The sequence below is a fragment of the Pseudooceanicola sediminis genome, assembly GCF_003575965.1.
Lineage (GTDB): Bacteria > Pseudomonadota > Alphaproteobacteria > Rhodobacterales > Rhodobacteraceae > Pseudooceanicola > Pseudooceanicola sediminis.
Genome location: NZ_QWJJ01000002.1, coordinates 295,824 through 311,254 on the forward strand (window position 1 = coordinate 295,824; position 15,431 = coordinate 311,254).

Sequence of the window (15,431 nt, forward strand, 5' to 3'; positions counted from 1 at the left end):
TTGTTTCACGTGAAACATTCGGATTTCGACGTAGTTGTGGTTGGCGGTGGTCATGCGGGTTGTGATGCGGCCCATGCGGCCGCGCGAGTCGGTGCAAAAACTGCGCTCATCACGTTGAAGATGAGTGGAATTGGCGTAATGTCGTGCAATCCCGCGATTGGCGGATTGGGCAAGGGGCATTTGGTCCGGGAAATTGACGCTCTTGATGGAGTTATGGGGCGGGTTGCTGATAAGGCAGGTATTCAGTTCCGCTTGCTAAATAGGCGGAAAGGCCCTGCCGTGCAGGGTCCAAGAGCGCAAGCTGATCGCGCGATTTACAAAGCGGAAATGCTTAAGGAGATCACTGATTGCCCTAATTTGAGCATATTGGTTGGTGAAGTAACTGATTTCGTTATCGAATCGGGCAGGGTTTCAGGACTGGTTCTAGCAGATGGATCGAAAATCTCAGCCTGTGCCGTCGTTTTGACGACGGGCACCTTCCTGCGAGGGTTGATCCATATCGGAGATAAGAGCTTTCCTGGTGGTCGTATGGGGGATAGCGCGGCAAATCTTCTCGGCGAAAGGATGGAGAGTTTTGGCCTTCCTCTGGGTCGATTGAAAACCGGCACCCCACCCCGGCTTGATGGTCGTACTATCGATTGGGATATCCTTGAAAGTCAGCCGGGAGATGATGCCCCCGTTTTTTTCTCATTCCTCACCAAGTCGACAAGTACGCCCCAGGTCTCCTGCGGTATCACCCATACCAACGAAAAAACGCATGAGATTATCAGGGCGAATCTGGCGCGATCTGCGATGTATGGTGGTCATATAGATGGCGTCGGCCCTCGATATTGCCCGTCTATCGAGGATAAAGTCGTTCGCTTCTCAGAAAAAGATTCTCATCAAGTTTTCTTGGAACCTGAGGGGCTTAATGATCACACGATTTATCCTAACGGAATTTCAACATCACTGCCTGCGGATGTGCAGGAGGAGTACGTACGCTCGATCAAGGCGCTCGAAGAGGTAAAAATACTTCAGCCTGGGTACGCCATCGAGTACGATTTTGTTGACCCCCGATCGTTAGATAACCGACTCGCCGTAAATGACGTTCCAGGCTTGTACTTGGCCGGCCAGATTAATGGCACAACGGGTTATGAGGAGGCCGCGGCGCAAGGGTTGGTCGCCGGCGTCAATGCGGCAAAAGATGCTCTTGGGCAGGATCCCGTCACATTCACCCGCTCCGATAGCTATATCGGTGTAATGATTGATGACTTGACGACGCGTGGCGTATCTGAGCCCTACCGTATGTTTACTTCTCGCGCTGAGTTTCGCTTGTCGCTCCGCGCTGACAACGCAGACCAAAGGTTGACGGGTCTTGGAATTGAGTGCGGACTTGTGGGTCCTAATCGCGCAAGTATTTTTAGGGCAAAGATGGATCGTCTTGAAAAGGGAAGGGCGATGCTGACCGATTGTGTCGTCACGCCGAAGACGCTGAATAAAAATGGGGTAAAGATTAGCGAAGATGGGAAGCAGAGATCCCTCTACCAGGTTTTGTCGTTCCCGGATGTCGCTATACAAGATCTTGTGAAAATCGAAGAAGATCTTGCTCTGTTGGATGGAGAGACACAGTCGCAGCTCAAAAACGACGCGCTCTATGCAACTTATGTTGAGCGTCAGCAGAAGGATACCGAAGCCCTTAAACGGGATGAACTGAGAGAAATTCCTTCGAATTTCGACTACGGCGTCCTGGATGGTTTATCTAATGAGCTTAAGCTTAAACTCAAAGTCGTCCGCCCGTCAAATCTGGCACAGGCGGGCCGTATTGAGGGGATGACCCCTGCGGCCTTGGCGCTCATTTTGTCTCGGCTAAATCGCTCGCTGAGGGAGCGTTCTGCGTGAGCACTGAACAAAAAATCGAAAGCGGTGTTTCACGTGAAACATTCCAACGGCTTGAGATGTATGTTGACCTTCTTTCTCGCTGGAATGAGAAAATCAATATAGTATCAAAAAATACTATTCCCTTGGTATGGGAACGCCATATAGCTGATTCCGCTCAGCTTTATTCACTTGCGCCAAATTTTTCGTCCTGGGTCGATCTTGGTAGCGGAGGTGGATTCCCGGGATTGGTGGTGGCTATCTACGCTTCGGAATTTCACCCCAGCGGCCATGTTACACTTATCGAGTCCGATCAGCGAAAGTGCGCTTTTTTACGGACAGTGGCGCGTGAGGCGGGGCTGAAAGTTACTGTTTTGGCGGAGCGAATAGAGCGCGCAGCACCCCAAAATGCTGATATCCTCAGTGCACGAGCTCTAACGTCCCTGAACGGACTGATAGAATTTTCTGGGCAACATATGTCTGAGGATGGAACCGCGCTTTTCCTTAAGGGCGCGCGGTGGCAAACGGAACTTGAGGAAGCCAGACAACATTGGCGCTTCCGCTGCGAGACTCACAAGAGTATGACCGAGCCAGAGGCCGTTATCCTGGAAATTGGAGGAGTCGAACGTGTCTAATGGAATTTCCTCTCAAACTCCACGGATCGTTGCAATCGCCAACCAGAAAGGCGGGGTTGGGAAAACTACGACCGCTATCAACCTTGGGGCCGCGCTGGTTGAGCAGGGTAAACGAGTGCTTTTGGTTGATCTCGATCCGCAAGGCAACGCATCGACAGGTTTAGGTATTGAGCCTGATATGCGAGAGAATACCACGTATGAATTGCTGCTGGATGATGCCAGTTTGCAAGATGTCATACAGGAGTCGTCGGTCAGGAACTTGGATATCGTGCCTGCGACGGTTGACCTTTCATCAGCGGATATCGAACTGATTTCAAACGAAAAAAGATCGCATCTTTTGTTCGACGCGCTTCGGCAACCTGCGATGAGCGACTATAATTACGACTATGTGCTGATCGATTGTCCGCCTTCGCTAAACTTGCTGACAGTCAATGCGATGGTTGCGTCCCATTCTATCTTGGTACCACTGCAAAGCGAATTTTTTGCTTTGGAGGGTCTTTCGCAGCTCATGTTGACCATCAGAGAAGTGCGTCAAACGGCCAACCCTGACCTTCGGATCGAGGGCATCGTTCTTACGATGTACGATTCTCGAAACAATCTGAGCCAACAGGTTGAAGAAGACGCTCGCGATAATCTTGGTGATTTGGTCTTTAAGACAATCATTCCGCGGAACGTTCGAGTGAGCGAAGCGCCATCATTTTCTATGCCCGTCCTGGAGTTCGACGGGACGTCCAAGGGCGCCATGGCATACCGCGCTCTCGCCGACGAGCTTTTGAAAAAACACGAACGAGTTGCCGCCTGAGGTCTAGGAGAGAACGATGGAGAAGAAAAAAACGCGTGGTTTGGGCCGCGGACTCTCGGCCTTGATGGCGGATGTGACACATGATGATGGCATGATCAGCGCCGGTGCTACGCGCCGTCCAGATATGCTGGTCCCGATCGAGAATGTGGTTCCCAACCCCGATCAGCCACGTCGTACCTTTACCTCATCACAGCTCGAGGAACTGGCGTCCTCCATCCGTGAAAAAGGCGTGATTCAGCCTCTCATTGTGCGGCCTAGGCCTGGTGCGTCCGGTGAATACGAGATCGTTGCCGGCGAACGCCGTTGGCGCGCAGCACAAATGGCCAAGCTCCACGAGCTTCCAGTAATTGTTCGCGATTTCAATGACATAGAAGTCCTTGAAGTTGCGATTATCGAAAATATCCAGAGGGCTGACCTAAATCCAATTGAGGAAGCGGCTGGCTTTAAGCAATTGATGGAAAAGTTCGGCCATACCCAGGAGAAGCTTGCGCAAGCATTGGGTAAAAGCCGCAGCCACATTGCAAACCTGATGCGTCTTTTGCAATTGCCTGATGAAGTTCGGGAAATGCTGCAGGAAGGCCAGCTTTCTGCTGGTCACGCACGCGCGCTCATCACGTCCGACGATCCCGTTATGCTGGCGCGCCGGGTTGTGGATAACGGCCTCTCTGTCCGCGCGACAGAGCAACTCGCAAAGAAGCCAGAGAGCTCATCTAGAAAAGTGCGCGTGGGTGCAGCGGCCAGTAAGGCACTCGGAGAGAAAGATGCTGATACCAAGGCGCTCGAGTCTGATCTGTCTGCTGCCCTTGGCATGAAAATAGAAATCGACCACGTGACCGGCCAGGAGGCCGGCAAACTGTCGATCCGCTATGACTCGCTTGAACAGTTGGACGAACTTTGTCAGATTCTGAGCTCGGCCCGCTAGGTCGTGTCCATATAAATGCCAAGACACAGGCTAGGGTAACGCCTTGGAATATCAAAAGCATCGACCGTAGACCCATTACCAGGGCGATCAGGAAGACAACGCATACAGCAAGCGTAGCCAGACGCTTGCTGCGCTTGGATATAGCACCATATCTGTACCAATTCTGGATTGGGGGACCTAGATATGGGTGATAGATCAGCCATTGGTGCAACGCTTCGGAAGATCGGCTAAAGCAAAAAGCCGCGAGTAGCAGGAAAGGCACTGTCGGTAGCAGTGGTAAAACTATGCCGATTGCGCCCAGCCCGATGCAGATAACCCCGAGAAATACCCAGACGTATCGCATATTTCACTCCGCCAATAACGCGTCCAGTACGGCGTTCAGCAGCATCCGGCCTTGGCTTGTGACCAAAAGCTGATCTCCTGCTTTCTCAATCAGACCCAAATCTCTCAATTCTTTGATCTTGGATCCTTTTAGCGGGTATCCATTAAGAGCTTCGAAACGCGAAAGATCGACTCCTTCGCGCAACCGGAGACCCATCAGCAGGTATTCCTGTGCCTGCTCTGGGCCGCTCAGTTGGTCACAAACTGAGTCTGCGCTGCCATTTTCGGCATATTTTATCCATTCACCGGGCGTACGAAATGCCTCGGTGGCGAATTTGGACCCATTCAGGGTTACACGGCCATGGGCACCTGGCCCGACGCCAACATAATCTCCATAACGCCAATAGAGGGAATTGTGCCGACTGCGTGCACCTTCTCGGGCGTGATTTGACACTTCGTAGCATTCAAAGCCATGTGCTTCGCAGAGCGATTGGGTCAATTCATACATGTCTGCCGCGAGGTCGGGGTCGGGGAGTCCCCGGAGTTTGCCGCGCTTGTATCTGTCCCCGAAGGCGGTGCCATCCTCAACCGTCAACTGGTAGAGAGAGAGGTGATCCACGGCCAGTCCAAGTGCTTGAGTGAGCTCGGTTTCCCAACCCTTCAGTGTTTGATCCTGTCGAGCGTAAATCAGGTCGAAACTGACGCCATCAAAATGCGCGCGGGCGATATCAAAGGCCCTCATAGCCTCCTTGACGGTATGTAGTCGCCCCAATTTCGCAAGATCACGATCATCGAGCGCCTGAAATCCCATTGAGACGCGATTCACGCCGGCAAGCGAATATCCGTTAAAGCGTTCCGCCTCAACCGAGCCGGGGTTAGCCTCCAACGTGATCTCGACGTCATTGCCTTGGGGCCAGAGTCGACGGATGGTCGAAATAACAGCGTCGACTGTTTCCGGCTCCATCAGGCTGGGCGTTCCACCACCGAAGAATATCGACTGGACGACGCGGCCGGGCGTCAGGGCTGCGTAGCGTTCAAGTTCACGAACATAGGCTAACGCCCACCGTTTCTGATCTACATATTGCGCGACATGGCTGTTGAAATCACAATATGGACACTTGGATTGGCAAAACGGCCAGTGGACGTAAATGCCGAATCCCGCATTTTGCCAATCTTCACTCAAAACAGCCCGACACGAGTTTTGCGAAGGCATCTGCCCGATGGGACATAGCATTCTTGGTGTCAGCGTTCATTTCGCCGAACGTCTCTTCATAGCCGTTGGGCTGAAACATCGGATCATAGCCATGGCCCTGGCTTCCCCGCATAGGCCATGTCAAACGGCCGTCGACCTTGCCGACGAAGATCTCGTCATGGCCATCAGGCCAGGCAAGGCAAAGCGTGCAATTGAACGCCGCGGTGCGCGGCTGCGGCGACTTTTTTTCTTCCAACAGGTTCCAGACCTTTTGCATGGCCATCGGGAAATCACGGCCATTGGGGGTTTCGGCCCAATCTGCTGTATAAACGCCGGGCGCGCCATCCAGCGCATCCACGGAAATACCGCTGTCGTCGGACAAGGCAGGCAGGCCTGTTTCCTTGGCTGCGAAATGCGCCTTGATCCGGGCATTGCCGACAAAGGTATCTTCGGTTTCTTCTGGCTCTTCTAGCCCGTGCTCGGCCGCAGACGTTACCTTGATGCCGAACGGTGCCAGAAGGTCCGCAATTTCGACCAACTTGCCCTTGTTGTGGCTGGCAATGATCAGTTCGTTGCCGTCGAATTTACGCACCAGTCACCTCCTTTTGTATCGCGACCAGTTCATCAATGCCCTTTTCGGCCAAGTCCAGCAGTTCGTTCATCTGGGCGCGCGAATAGGTCGCCCCCTCTGCGGACATCTGGACCTCGATCAGTTTTTTCGTACCGGTCATTATAAAGTTTCCGTCGACACCTGCTTCACTGTCCTCGGGATAGTCCAAGTCCAGAATTGGTTGGCCGGCGTAAATTCCGCAAGAAATCGCGGCGACGGGATCTACCAAGGGGTTCGATGTGACGTCACCGGTTTTCATCAACTTGTCGACGGCCAGTCGCAGAGCAACCCAGCCACCGGTAATCGAGGCGCAGCGTGTCCCGCCGTCGGCCTGGATCACATCGCAGTCGATGGTGATTTGACGCTCGCCCAAGGCCACTCGATCCACTCCCGCACGCAGGGAGCGTCCGATAAGGCGCTGAATTTCAACTGTTCGTCCACCTTGTTTGCCCATTGCCGCTTCGCGACGCATACGCGACGTCGTCGATCGGGGAAGCATACCATATTCCGCCGTCACCCAACCCAGCCCGGAGCCTTTGATGAAAGGCGGAACGCGCGGTTCGATCGTTGCGGTGCACAGAACATGGGTGTCCCCAATCTTGATCAGGCAGGACCCCTCGGCATGTTTCGTGACACCGGTTTCGATTGAAACTGGCCGCATTTCGCTTAGATCTCTTCCAGATGGTCTCATCGGGTCCCCCTTTATCTGCGGCCCCTGATATGCAAGCGGGTGGTGCAAAGGCAAGCCCCGTTGACCTTTCCGCACTGTGCACTCTAATGGCGTTTCGGGGAAGGTTGAGGATATGGAAACGAACAAGTCGATCCTTAACGAATTGAACGACCGCACTCGCGAGGTTTTTCGTCGGGTGGTCGAGGGGTATCTGGATACGGGCGAGCCCGTAGGTTCACGAACCCTGACCCGGGTGATGAACGAAAAGATCAGTGCGGCCACCGTTCGCAACGTCATGCAGGACCTTGAGTATATGGGCCTGTTGGATTCTCCGCACGTCAGTGCCGGTCGTGTGCCGACGCAGCAGGGGCTGCGCATGTTTGTCGACGGCCTCTTGGAAGTGGGTGATCTTGCCAGTGATGACCGCGAAAAGATCGACGCGACAATCGGTAACGGCGGCGATGTCGGGGTGATCCTGGACCGCATCGGTTCGGCTCTGAGCTTTGCCACGCGCGGCGCGTCTCTGGTGTTGGCCCCGAAACATGAAGCACCGATAAAACACATCGAATTCGTTGGGCTTGGGCACGATCGCGCGCTGGTGGTCCTGGTGTTTGCCGATGGCCATGTGGAGAACCGCATCTTCAACCCTCCGCCGGGACAGACCCCGAGTTCGATGCGCGAAGCCGCTAATTTCCTGAACTCACTCATGGCCGGGCGTACGCTGAGCGATCTGAAAACGGTTGTTTCACGTGAAATAGAGGCGAGAAAACAACAAATTGACGGGTTGTCGCGCGCGCTTGTCGAAAGCGGGCTGGCCGTCTGGGATGGCGAGGGCGAAAGCTATGAGCGCCTGATCGTACGAGGCCGCTCGAATTTGTTGGATGGCGAAGAGGCCGATCTGGACAAGATCCGTGTCCTTTTCGACGATCTTGAGCGCAAGCGTGATATCGCCGAATTTCTGGACCTGACCGAAGAAGGCGAAGGTGTGAGGATTTTTATCGGGTCCGAGAACAAACTTTTCTCACTTTCGGGTTCCTCTTTGGTGGTCTCTCCTTATATGAACGCGGATCGAAAGATCATCGGTGCGGTCGGGGTCATCGGGCCCACGCGGCTCAACTATGGGCGCATCGTTCCGATAGTGGATTACACGGCGCAGCTGGTGGGGCGGATGATTTCCGACCGCCGCTAGCGGGCCGACGATAGAGGTGAACTATGGCAGAGCCGAGAGACGAGGAATTTCTGGACGACCCCGAGGCCGTGGAAGCAGAGGCTTACGAGGCCGAAATGGAAGAAATCGATAGCGAGGAAGCCGAGATCGAAGCACTTCGGGCTGAACGGGATTCGTTCAAGGACAAGTTCATGCGGGCGCTGGCCGATGCGGAAAACTCGCGCAAGCGGGCAGACAAGCAGCGGCGCGAGGCCGAAAACTATGGCGGGGCGAAACTGTCGCGTGACATCCTTCCGGTGTATGACAACCTGACCCGCGCGCTGGATGCGGCAGGCGAAAAAACCGAGGAAAATGCGGCACTTCTGGAGGGGATCGAGCTGACCATGCGCGAGCTGGTCAACACGTTCCGCAAGCATGGGATCGAGCCGATCACGCCGAAAGTCGGTGACAAGTTCGACCCGAACCAGCACGAAGCGATGTTCGAAGCCCCCGTTCCGGGCACGAAATCCGGTGAGATCATCCAGGTTTCGGCCGAGGGTTTCATGCTGCATGATCGGCTGCTGCGGCCCGCGCAGGTGGGTGTCAGCTCCAACCAGGGTTAGGCGCAGCTGCCCCGAAAAAGGGGCGGCGAGTCGAGACAATCAAGAGGCGTTCCGCGTTAGTTTTCGCGGGATGCCTCTTTCAGTTTGTAGAGCAGATCGAGCGCATCACGGGGCGAAAGTTCGTCCGGATGGATGTCGGAAAGCATGTCGGTAACGTGTCGGTATCCGGGCGGTATTTTTTCGGCAGGTTTGGGCGCAGGTGGCGCCGCGGCGAACAGGGGCAGGTCGTCGATCACTGCCTTGGGGTTCTTGCCTGAGCGCGCGGTATCTTCGAGCGAGGCGAGCACATCGCGGGCGCGGGCGACCACGCTGTCGGGCAGGCCCGCCAGTTTTGCCACCTGTACGCCATAGCTGCGATCCGCCGCGCCCATGCGCACCTCGTGCAGAAAGATCACGTCGCCTTCGTATTCACGCACGGCGACGGTGGCGTTTTCGACCCCGGCCAACCGCTTGGCCAGGTCGGTCATTTCGTGATAGTGGGTGGCAAAGAGGGCGCGAGAGCGATTGACGCCGTGCAGATGTTCCAACGTCGCCCAGGCAATCGACAGACCGTCATAGGTGGCGGTGCCGCGGCCGATCTCATCCAGGATCACCAGCGCGCGGTCGTCGGCCTGATTGAGGATGGCGGCCGTCTCGACCATCTCGACCATGAAGGTGGAGCGCCCGCGCGCCAGGTCATCCGATGCCCCGACGCGAGAGAAGATCTGGCTGACCAGACCGATATGGGCGCGGGTGGCGGGAACGTGGCTGCCCATCTGGGCCAGCAGGGCGATCAGGGCATTCTGGCGCAGGAAAGTCGATTTACCCGCCATGTTCGGACCGGTCAGCAACCAGATGGCGGCAGCCTCGGCGTCGGCGGACAGGTTGCAATCGTTGGCGATGAAAGGATGGCCCTGCCGGCGCAGGGCCTGTTCCACGACGGGGTGACGACCGCCGGTGATGTCCAGCGCGCGGCTGGTATCGACCAGCGGGCGGGTCCAATCCTCGGCCCGGGAAAGATCGGCCAGCGACGTGGTCAGGTCAAACTCGGCCAGCGCGCGTGACAATTGCGTCAGGGCGGGGGCGTCGTTCAGGATCGCGTCGCGCAGGGCGGCGAACAGGCGCACTTCGATGGCCTGTGCCTGACCGGCGGCGTTCAGGATACGTGTTTCGATGTCTGACAGGTCGGGCGTGGTAAAGCGTACCTGATTGGCGGTGGTCTGGCGGTGCTTGAAGGCGTCCGAATGCGGCGGCTTGAGCATCTTTTCAGCGTGGGTCGAGGTAACTTCGATGAAGTAGCCCAGCACGTTGTTGTGCTTGATCTTGAGCGCGGGAATGCCGGTCTGTTCCGCGTACTGCTGCTGCATCTGGGCGATGATGCCCCTGCCTTCGTCACGCAGGGTGCGGACCTCGTCCAGTTCGGCATCGTATCCGCGGGCAATGAAACCGCCGTCGCGTGCCAGAAGCGGCGGTTCGGCGATCAACGCGCTGTCAAGCAGGGCGAGCAGGTCGTCGTGGCCGGTGAGGTCGGCGGCAGCGCCGCTGAGCAGTTCTGGCAGGTCGGTGCCAGTGAGGGTCTGCGAAATCGCCTCGGCCTGTTCCAGCGCGTTGCGGATGGCAGCCAGATCGCGCGGGCCGCCGCGTTCCAGCGCCAGCCGCGACAGGGCGCGGTCAAGGTCGGGCACGCGGCGCAGGGCGGCGCGCAGGGTTTCAGACAGGCGCGTCTGATCGGCGGCGAAATCCACCGCATCAAGGCGGTCGGTGATGGTCGCGAGGTGGCGCGAGGGCGAAGAGATGCGACGTTCCAGCAGGCGTGCGCCAACGGCGGTCACCGTCCGATCGATGGAGGAGAGGAGCGAGCCGGTGCGCCCGCCGCCGAGCGCATGGGTAATTTCAAGGTTGCGCCGGGTCGCCGCGTCGATCTGGACGGAATTGTCGGCAGCTTCGCGCAGGGGTGGGCGCAGCAGGGGCAGTTTGCCCTTTTGCGTGATGTCGAGGTAGTCGACCAGCGCGCCCATGGCCGAAACCTCGGCGCGGGTGAACTGGCCAAAGCTGTCGAGCGTGCCGACACGGAACAGGTCCGTCAGGCGTTTGGTCGCATTGGTGCTGTCGTAGGAGCCGCGCGACAGAGGCGTCAGGGCGATGGCGAAATCTTCGACCAGCGGGCGCAGCGCAGCCTCGTCCGCGTCGCTGACCAGCAGTTCGGAGGGCGACAGGCGGGCCAGTTCCGGGCCGAGTTTGACGGTGGCCAGTGGCATCACGTGAAACGAGCCGGTCGAGATGTCGACCCAGGCCAGCGCGGCTTCGTCCCGTACGCTGGCGTATGCTGCAAGGAAATTGTGACGCCGTGCCTCGAGCAGCGAGTCCTCGGTCAGGGTGCCGGGGGTGACGAGGCGCACGACATCGCGGTGCACGACCGATTTGCCGCCCCGCTTCTTGGCCTCGGCGGGGTCTTCCATCTGTTCGCAGACGGCGACGCGGAACCCCTTGCGGATCAGGGTCAGCAGGTAGTTTTCGGCGGCATGGACCGGAACGCCGCACATCGGGATATCCTCGCCCAGATGCTTGCCGCGCTTGGTCAGCGCAATGTCGAGCGCGGCCGAAGCGGCGGTCGCGTCGTCAAAGAACATCTCGTAAAAATCGCCCATCCGGTAGAACAGCAGGGCATGCGGATATTGTTCCTTGATTTCAAGGAATTGTGCCATCATCGGTGTGACTGCGGCAGCGGTGTTCATGTGGCCCCCAAAGTGCTTTGCCCCAAGGTACAAATCATGAGCCAGCTGCGAAAGGCGAAAGCGCGTGACTGTTGAGAAGATCGTGGGCCTTGTGTATGACGCAGCGACCTTAGGAGTACCGTTGCGATGACCAAAGCCAAGATCAGCCGCGAAGACGCGCTTGCCTTTCACCTGGAACCCAGCCCCGGCAAGTTCGAGATCACGGCGACTGTGCCGATGAACACGCAACGGGACCTGAGCCTGGCCTACAGCCCCGGCGTGGCCGTGCCCTGCGAGGAGATCCACGCCAACCCCGAGACGGCCTATGATTACACCAACAAGGGCAATCTGGTCGCGGTGATCAGCAACGGCACTGCGGTGCTGGGTCTGGGCAACCTTGGCGCGCTGGCGTCCAAGCCGGTGATGGAGGGCAAGTCGGTGCTATTCAAGCGGTTCGCCGACGTGAACTCGATCGACATAGAACTGGACACCGAGGACCCCGAAAAGATCATCGAGGCGGTCAAGCTGATGGGCCCGACCTTCGGCGGCATCAACCTCGAGGATATCAAGGCGCCCGAGTGTTTCATCATCGAGCAGCGCCTCAAGGAAGAGATGGACATCCCCGTCTTTCACGACGACCAGCATGGCACCGCCGTGATCTGTGCCGCCGGTCTGATCAATGCGCTGCACATCAGCGGCAAGAAGATCGAGGACTGCCGCATCGTGCTGAACGGTGCCGGGGCGGCGGGCATTGCCTGCCTTGAGCTGCTGAAGTCGATGGGCGCCAAGCACGACAACTGCATCATGTGTGACACCAAGGGCGTGATCTATCAGGGCCGGACCGAAGGCATGAACCAGTGGAAGTCGGCCCATGCTGCGCGCACCGATCTGCGCACGCTGGCCGAAGCGCTGGACGGCGCGGACGTGTTCCTGGGTGTGTCGGTCAAGGGCGCCGTGACGCAGGACATGGTCAAGAGCATGGCCCCGAACGCGGTGATCTTTGCGATGGCCAACCCCGACCCCGAGATCACGCCGGAAGAGGTGCACGAGGTCCGCGAGGACGTGATCGTTGCCACCGGCCGTTCGGATTATCCCAACCAGGTGAACAACGTCCTGGGCTTTCCCTACCTGTTCCGGGGTGCACTGGACATACACGCGCGCGCCATCAACGACGAGATGAAGATCGCCTGTGCCGAGGCGCTGGCGAAACTGGCGCGCGAAGATGTGCCGGACGAAGTGGCGATGGCCTATGGCCGCGCGCTGACCTTCGGGCGCGACTACATCATCCCGACGCCATTCGACCCGCGCCTGATCTACGTCATTCCGCCCGCCGTCGCGCAGGCCGGTATGGAGACCGGTGCCGCGCGCCGCCCCATCATCGACATGGACGCCTATGAGCTGTCGCTGAAATCACGGATGGATCCGACGGCGAGCATCCTGCGCGGCATTCACGCCCGCGCGCGCAACGCACAGGCGCGTGTGATCTTTGCCGAAGGCGACGACCCGCGCGTCCTGCGGGCGGCGGTGATGTACCAGCGCTCGGGTCTGGGCGAGGCGATCGTCGTGGGTCGTGAAACCGACGTGATGGAGAAACTGGCGACGGCGGGCCTGGGGGATGCGTTCGAGGAGCTGACCATCGTCAATGCGGCCAAGACGGAGCATCTGACGCGCTACAAGGATTTCCTGTACGACCGTCTGCAACGGCGCGGCATGGACCAGCAGGATATTCATCGCCTTGCCGCCCGTGATCGTCACGTGTTTTCGGCGCTGATGCTGGCGCATGGCCATGGCGATGCGCTGATCACCGGGGCGACGCGCAAATCCGCGCATGTGATGGAGCTGATCAATCACGTCTTTGATGCTGACGCCGAACATGGCGCGGTCGGCACAACGGCGATCCTTCACAAGGGCCGTATCGTGCTGATCGCGGACACGCTGGTGCATGAATGGCCGAATGAACACGATCTGGCCGATATTGCCGAGCGTAGTGCCGAAGTGGCCCGCGACCTGGGGCTTGAGCCGCGTGTCGCCTTCGTGTCGTTTTCGACCTTCGGGTATCCGAATTCCGAGCGGGCTGAAAAGATGCACCTGGCCCCGACCGTTCTGGAAAAGCGCGGAGTCGATTTCGAGTTCGAGGGCGAGATGACGGTGGATGTCGCGCTGAACACCCGCTCGCGCGAGAATTATCCGTTCTCGCGTCTGACCGGGAATGCCAACATCCTGGTGGTTCCGGCGCGGCATTCGGCCAGTATCAGCGTCAAGCTGATGCAGGAAATGGCCGGCGCCACGGTGATCGGGCCGATCCTGTCGGGCGTCGATAAACCGATTCAGCTGTGTTCGACCGGATCGACGGTGAACGACATTCTGAACATGGCCGTTCTGGCCGCCTGCAAGGTCAAGTAGATGGCGATCTGGAACCTCGGGTCGGTCAATGCCGATCTGGTCTATCGGGTGCGCCACATGCCCACGCCGGGCGAGACGCTGTCGGCGTACGACCATCAAAAGGGTCTTGGGGGTAAGGGCGCGAACATGTCCGTCGCCTGCCACCGCGCCGGGTCACACGTGGAACATATCGGCGCGGTGGGCGAAGACGGCACATGGATGAAGGATCGTCTGGCCACCTATGGCGTGAAGGTCGGTCACCTTGCCAACCTGCCCGGTCCGTCCGGGCAGGCGGTCATCCTGCTGGATGATGCCGGCGAGAACGAGATCATCATCCTGGACGGAGCCAATCGCGACATTACCGAAGCGATGGTAGATGCCGCGCTGAGCCGGGCAAAACCGGGCGATACCGCGATCTTTCAGAATGAAACCAGCGTGCAGGACCACTTTGCCCGTGCCGCACGGGCCGCCGGCCTGCGCCTGGCCTACGCGGCCGCGCCGTTCGAGGCCGCGGCGGTTGCTGCGGTGATGGAGCATCTGGATATCCTGGTGATGAATGCCGTCGAGGCCGAACAGCTGGAGGCCGCATTGGGGCAGCCACCCGAGGCATTGCCGATTGCGGATGTAGTGATCACGCTGGGCGGCGAGGGCTGCCGCTGGATCAACACCGCAACAGGCACGGTGCGCACCTTTGCGGCGCCCAAGGTGACGCCGGTCGACACCACCGGGGCAGGCGACACCTTTACCGGATACCTCATCGCGGGTCTGGATCAGGGGTTGGCCATGGAGGCCGCGCTGGAGATGGCGCAGAAGGCCGGGGCGCTGATGGTCACGCGCCTTGGAACGGCAGATGTCATCCCGACGCGGGACGAGTTGTAACGCATCGGTGAAGCGACGTGATCGCGATTTCGCATTTCGCGGGAAACACTTCGGCCGCGCGGGACGTGTCTGTTCAGGATCGGGGCAAGGATGGCCCCGGCTGAACCGATACAAACAGGGAATTATGAGATGAACCGCATTCTGACTGCTGCCGCCCTTTCGCTGACCACATTTGCCGTTCCGGCGATTGCGGCGGATCACATGATGTCGCCGATGGTCGAGGCGATGGACCAGGACGTCTCCAACGGTGTTGTCAGCGCCAGCAAGGTGATGGCGCCGTCGAACGGCTGGATGGTCGTGCACCGTACGGACGCCGAGATGAAGCCCGGCCCCGTGGTCGGCTATGCGCCGCTGCGCATGGGCGAAACCGATGATGTGGCCGTGATCCTGCAAGAGCCGGTGATGTCCGGCGACATGCTGATGCTGATGGTACATGCCGAAGAGGGTGGCATGAAGACAGGCGTGTTCGAATACACGCTGGGCGCCAAGGAAGACGGTCCGATCAAGCCCGACGGCAAGCTGGTCATGTCGGTGATCACTGCGAAATAAGCGTCTCTCATCAATCTATTTGAGGCGGGGTCGGGGCAGGGATGCCCCGGCCCTTTTTGCGTCTATTGGCTTTTGTGTGCGTCGGGCCTAGCCTCGGGGCGAACAGGGGCTGTCGTTTCGGGTGCCCCTTGTCACACGTGAAACAGGATGGG

General features: G+C 58.4%; 13 protein-coding genes and 1 pseudogene. 9 read left to right on the forward strand and 5 right to left on the reverse strand.

Annotation, left to right across the window (positions count from 1 at the left end; translation table 11 throughout):
• The first annotated feature begins 9 nt into the window (after positions 1 to 9).
• From mnmG to DL237_RS03280, 4 genes are read left to right on the forward strand one after another with little or no spacing between them, the layout of a single operon-like run.
• Complete coding sequence (mnmG, locus tag DL237_RS03265; protein ID WP_119397587.1) at positions 10 to 1,878, forward strand: tRNA uridine-5-carboxymethylaminomethyl(34) synthesis enzyme MnmG; 1,869 nt, start codon at positions 10 to 12, stop codon at positions 1,876 to 1,878.
• Positions 1,875 to 2,489: a 16S rRNA (guanine(527)-N(7))-methyltransferase RsmG gene (gene rsmG, locus DL237_RS03270; protein ID WP_233544847.1), complete on the forward strand. Its 615-nt coding sequence runs from the start codon at positions 1,875 to 1,877 to the stop codon at positions 2,487 to 2,489. Before mnmG ends, rsmG begins: the two co-directional genes overlap by 4 nt.
• Complete coding sequence (locus tag DL237_RS03275; RefSeq protein ID WP_119397589.1) at positions 2,482 to 3,291, forward strand: ParA family protein; 810 nt, start codon at positions 2,482 to 2,484, stop codon at positions 3,289 to 3,291. The genes rsmG and DL237_RS03275 overlap by 8 nt, the downstream gene beginning before the upstream one ends.
• A 16-nt stretch (positions 3,292 to 3,307) precedes the next feature.
• A complete protein-coding gene (locus tag DL237_RS03280; RefSeq protein ID WP_119397590.1) occupies positions 3,308 to 4,213 on the forward strand; it encodes a ParB/RepB/Spo0J family partition protein in 906 nt (301 codons plus the stop codon).
• On the opposite strand, the pseudogene DL237_RS03285 reads toward DL237_RS03280, so the two are convergent.
• The 4 genes and pseudogenes from DL237_RS03285 to rph all read right to left on the reverse strand — a co-directional run.
• Positions 4,209 to 4,556 (reverse strand): annotated as a pseudogene (locus DL237_RS03285) (YbaN family protein); the annotation flags it as partial. The gene DL237_RS03280 and the pseudogene DL237_RS03285 sit on opposite strands and share 5 nt — an antisense overlap.
• Before the next feature lie 3 nt (positions 4,557 to 4,559).
• The gene (gene hemW, locus DL237_RS03290; RefSeq protein ID WP_119397591.1) at positions 4,560 to 5,717 is read right to left on the reverse strand and encodes a radical SAM family heme chaperone HemW; all 1,158 of its coding nucleotides are present in this window, start codon (positions 5,715 to 5,717) and stop codon (positions 4,560 to 4,562) included.
• A complete protein-coding gene (rdgB, locus tag DL237_RS03295; protein ID WP_199671935.1) occupies positions 5,710 to 6,318 on the reverse strand; it encodes an RdgB/HAM1 family non-canonical purine NTP pyrophosphatase in 609 nt (202 codons plus the stop codon). The genes hemW and rdgB overlap by 8 nt, the downstream gene beginning before the upstream one ends.
• The gene (rph, locus tag DL237_RS03300) at positions 6,311 to 7,027 is read right to left on the reverse strand and encodes a ribonuclease PH (protein WP_119397593.1); all 717 of its coding nucleotides are present in this window, start codon (positions 7,025 to 7,027) and stop codon (positions 6,311 to 6,313) included. The genes rdgB and rph overlap by 8 nt, the downstream gene beginning before the upstream one ends.
• Positions 7,028 to 7,139: 112 nt before the next feature.
• Here rph and hrcA point away from each other — a divergent pair, with 112 nt between their 5' ends.
• Together hrcA and DL237_RS03310 are read left to right on the forward strand one after the other, a co-directional pair.
• Positions 7,140 to 8,195 (forward strand): heat-inducible transcriptional repressor HrcA, encoded by a 1,056-nt coding sequence (hrcA, locus tag DL237_RS03305; protein WP_119397594.1) that lies wholly within the window; start codon positions 7,140 to 7,142, stop codon positions 8,193 to 8,195.
• A 23-nt stretch (positions 8,196 to 8,218) separates the two neighbouring features.
• Positions 8,219 to 8,776 (forward strand): nucleotide exchange factor GrpE, encoded by a 558-nt coding sequence (locus tag DL237_RS03310; RefSeq protein ID WP_119397595.1) that lies wholly within the window; start codon positions 8,219 to 8,221, stop codon positions 8,774 to 8,776.
• Positions 8,777 to 8,832: 56 nt separating this feature from the next.
• Here the strand turns inward: DL237_RS03310 and mutS are convergent, their stop codons facing one another.
• The gene (gene mutS / locus DL237_RS03315) at positions 8,833 to 11,490 is read right to left on the reverse strand and encodes a DNA mismatch repair protein MutS (RefSeq protein WP_407691896.1); all 2,658 of its coding nucleotides are present in this window, start codon (positions 11,488 to 11,490) and stop codon (positions 8,833 to 8,835) included.
• A gap of 126 nt (positions 11,491 to 11,616) precedes the next feature.
• On the opposite strand from mutS, the gene DL237_RS03320 reads away from it, so the two are divergent.
• The 3 genes from DL237_RS03320 (at position 11,617) to DL237_RS03330 (ending at position 15,279) form a co-directional block, all read left to right on the forward strand.
• Positions 11,617 to 13,872, forward strand: a complete 2,256-nt coding sequence (locus DL237_RS03320) for an NADP-dependent malic enzyme (RefSeq protein ID WP_119397596.1) — start codon at positions 11,617 to 11,619, stop codon at positions 13,870 to 13,872.
• Positions 13,873 to 14,730, forward strand: a complete 858-nt coding sequence (locus tag DL237_RS03325; RefSeq protein ID WP_119397597.1) for a ribokinase — start codon at positions 13,873 to 13,875, stop codon at positions 14,728 to 14,730.
• A 129-nt stretch (positions 14,731 to 14,859) separates the two neighbouring features.
• Positions 14,860 to 15,279 carry a DUF7282 domain-containing protein gene (locus DL237_RS03330; protein WP_119397598.1) on the forward strand — a complete coding sequence of 140 codons (420 nt, stop codon included), beginning with the start codon at positions 14,860 to 14,862 and terminating at the stop codon, positions 15,277 to 15,279.
• The last annotated feature ends 152 nt before the right edge of the window (positions 15,280 to 15,431 follow it).

What these genes read in the sequence shown, in the direction of transcription:
- DL237_RS03325 (WP_119397597.1), top strand. Translation starts at nt 13,873, where the DNA reads ATGGCGATCTGGAACCTCGGGTCGGTCAATGCCGATCTGGTCTATCGG.
- mutS (WP_407691896.1), bottom strand. Translation starts at nt 11,490, where the DNA reads ATGAACACCGCTGCCGCAGTCACACCGATGATGGCACAATTCCTTGAA.
- rph (WP_119397593.1), bottom strand. Translation starts at nt 7,027, where the DNA reads ATGAGACCATCTGGAAGAGATCTAAGCGAAATGCGGCCAGTTTCAATC.
- DL237_RS03320 (WP_119397596.1), top strand. Translation starts at nt 11,617, where the DNA reads ATGACCAAAGCCAAGATCAGCCGCGAAGACGCGCTTGCCTTTCACCTG.
- DL237_RS03310 (WP_119397595.1), top strand. Translation starts at nt 8,219, where the DNA reads ATGGCAGAGCCGAGAGACGAGGAATTTCTGGACGACCCCGAGGCCGTG.
- hrcA (WP_119397594.1), top strand. Translation starts at nt 7,140, where the DNA reads ATGGAAACGAACAAGTCGATCCTTAACGAATTGAACGACCGCACTCGC.
- DL237_RS03280 (WP_119397590.1), top strand. Translation starts at nt 3,308, where the DNA reads ATGGAGAAGAAAAAAACGCGTGGTTTGGGCCGCGGACTCTCGGCCTTG.
- DL237_RS03330 (WP_119397598.1), top strand. Translation starts at nt 14,860, where the DNA reads ATGAACCGCATTCTGACTGCTGCCGCCCTTTCGCTGACCACATTTGCC.